The 2,111-nt window shown below is 66.9% G+C and carries 2 protein-coding genes; both read right to left on the bottom strand.

Annotated elements, in window-relative coordinates; genetic code table 11:
- A partial coding sequence (locus tag ABLU96_RS11475) for a sodium ion-translocating decarboxylase subunit beta (RefSeq protein ID WP_348862520.1) occupies positions 1–711 on the bottom strand: 711 nt, incomplete at its 3' end.
- A gap of 15 nt (positions 712–726) precedes the next feature.
- Positions 727–2,111: pyruvate carboxylase subunit B (locus ABLU96_RS11470; protein WP_348862519.1), on the bottom strand; the 1,385-nt coding region annotated here is incomplete at its 5' end.

Genomic DNA, 2,111 nt, shown 5'->3' with positions numbered 1-2,111 from the left:
CTGGATTAACGGCACCAGCGCCATATACGAGTACGCCGCCACCGCGATGGCCCCGAGTAATTCCGGCGCCAGCTTGCCCGACAGATAAATCGCCGTCGGGCCGTCCGCGCCGCCGATGATGCCGATGGCCGCCGCCTGCGGCAGGGTGAAGCTGATGATGCCGAAGTAGTTCAGCGTCAGCGCCCCCAGCACCGTGGCGAAGATGCCGAACTGCGCCGCCGCCCCCAGCAGCAGGGTCCGCGGGTTGGCCAGCAGCGGGCCGAAGTCGGTCATCGCCCCGACGCCCATAAAAATCACCAGCGGGGCGATACCCGAGCCGATGGCGACCTTATAGAAGATGGCCAGCACCCCGGCGGAGTAGCCCATATCCACGGCGAGGTCCTCCATCTGCCCCTGCACCGACGGCAGCGCCAGCGCCAGCGCCTCCCTGATGGCGTGGACATCCGGCGTACAGTGGAGCTTCGCGGCAATCACCGCCAGCTGCCCGGCGTCGTGGTGGGCCAGCAGGCTCTCCAGGGCGGTCAGCGCCAGCCCGGCCTCCGGGATATTCGACAGCAGGCCGCCGAAGCCAATCGGCAGCAGCAGCAGCGGCTCGAACTTCCTCGCGATGGCCAGCCACAGCAGCAGCAGGCTCACCAGCAGCATGACGGCCTGGCCGGCGCCGAGGTGCATCAGCCCCATGCCCTGAATCAGGGCGTTCAGACTTTCCATTTCCGTTCCTCTTCCTTACGCCAGGCTCAGCAGGGTGTCGCCCACCGCCACCGCGTCCCCGGATTTCACCGCGATACCGCGCACGGTCCCGGCCTGCGCGGCGCGGATTTCGGTTTCCATCTTCATGGCTTCCAGAATCAGCAGCACGTCGCCCTCGGCCACCGTCTGGCCTTCCGTGGCAATGACCTTCCAGATGGTGCCCGCCAGCGGCGCGGTCACCGGGGTGCCGGCGCCTGCCGGGGCGGCTGCGGGGGCCGTGGCCTGAACGGGGGCCGCTGCCGTCAGCGGGCTGATATCGCCGCCGTCGCTGACCTTCACCACAAAGGCTCTGCCTTCCACTTCCACGGTGTAGACGCCGGAGGCGGCAGCTTTTACCGGGGCAGCAGCAGGCTGCGCAGCTTCCACCTGCGGTACCGGCTCAAAGGCCGCCGGGTTGTGGCGGTTCTCAAGGAACTTCAGGCCGACCTGCGGGAACAGGGCCACGGTGAGCACGTCGTCGATGGCGTTGTCGGCAAGCTGAATATTCTTCTCCTGCGCCTGGCGCTTCACGTCGGCTTCCAGCTGCGCCAGCTCCGGCTTCAGCAGGTCCGCCGGACGGCAGGTGATGGCCTCTGCTCCGTCCAGCACGCGCGCCTGTAATGCCGCGTTGACCGGCACCGGGGTGTGGCCGTACTCGCCCTTCAGTATCCCGGCGGTCTCCTTCGCGATGGTTCTGTAGCGTTCGCCGGTCAGCACGTTAAGCACCGCCTGGGTGCCGACAATCTGCGAGGTCGGGGTGACCAGCGGGATAAAGCCGAGGTCCTCGCGCACGCGGGGGATTTCCGCCAGCACCTCATCCAGACGGTGGGCGGCGTTCTGCTGCTTCAGCTGGCCCTCAAGGTTGGTGAGCATCCCGCCCGGCACCTGGGCCACGAGGATACGGCTGTCGGTGCCCTTCAGCTGGCCTTCAAAGGCGTGGTATTTCCTGCGCACCTCGCGGAAGTACGCCGCGATGCTCTCAAGCCTGAGGATATCCAGGCCGGTGTCATGTTTTGTGCCTGCCAGCGTCGCCACCAGCGCCTCGGTGGCCGGGTGGCCGTAGGTGGCGCTCATGGAAGAGATGGCGGTATCGACGCCGTCAACGCCGGCCTCGATGGCCTTCAGCAGGGCCATCTCCGCCATCCCGGTGGTGGCATGAGCATGCAGGTGCAGCCTGACGTCATAGCGTTTTTTGATTTCGCTCACCAGCTCGAAGGCCGCCATCGGGGTGAGAATGCCGGACATGTCCTTAATCGCGATGGAATCGACGCCGGTCTCCAGCAGCTGTTCGGTCAGGTCGAGCCAGGTCTGCAGGGTGTGGGCCGGGCTGGTGGTGTAGGAGAGCGTGCCCTGGGCGTGGGCGCCGTGGCTGCGCACCGCCT

It is taken from the genome of Klebsiella sp. CN_Kp106, assembly GCF_040064575.1.
Taxonomy (GTDB): Bacteria; Pseudomonadota; Gammaproteobacteria; order Enterobacterales; family Enterobacteriaceae; genus Klebsiella; species Klebsiella michiganensis.
Note: the sequence above shows the minus strand (reverse complement) of the source record. Positions and strands in the feature narration are given on the sequence as shown.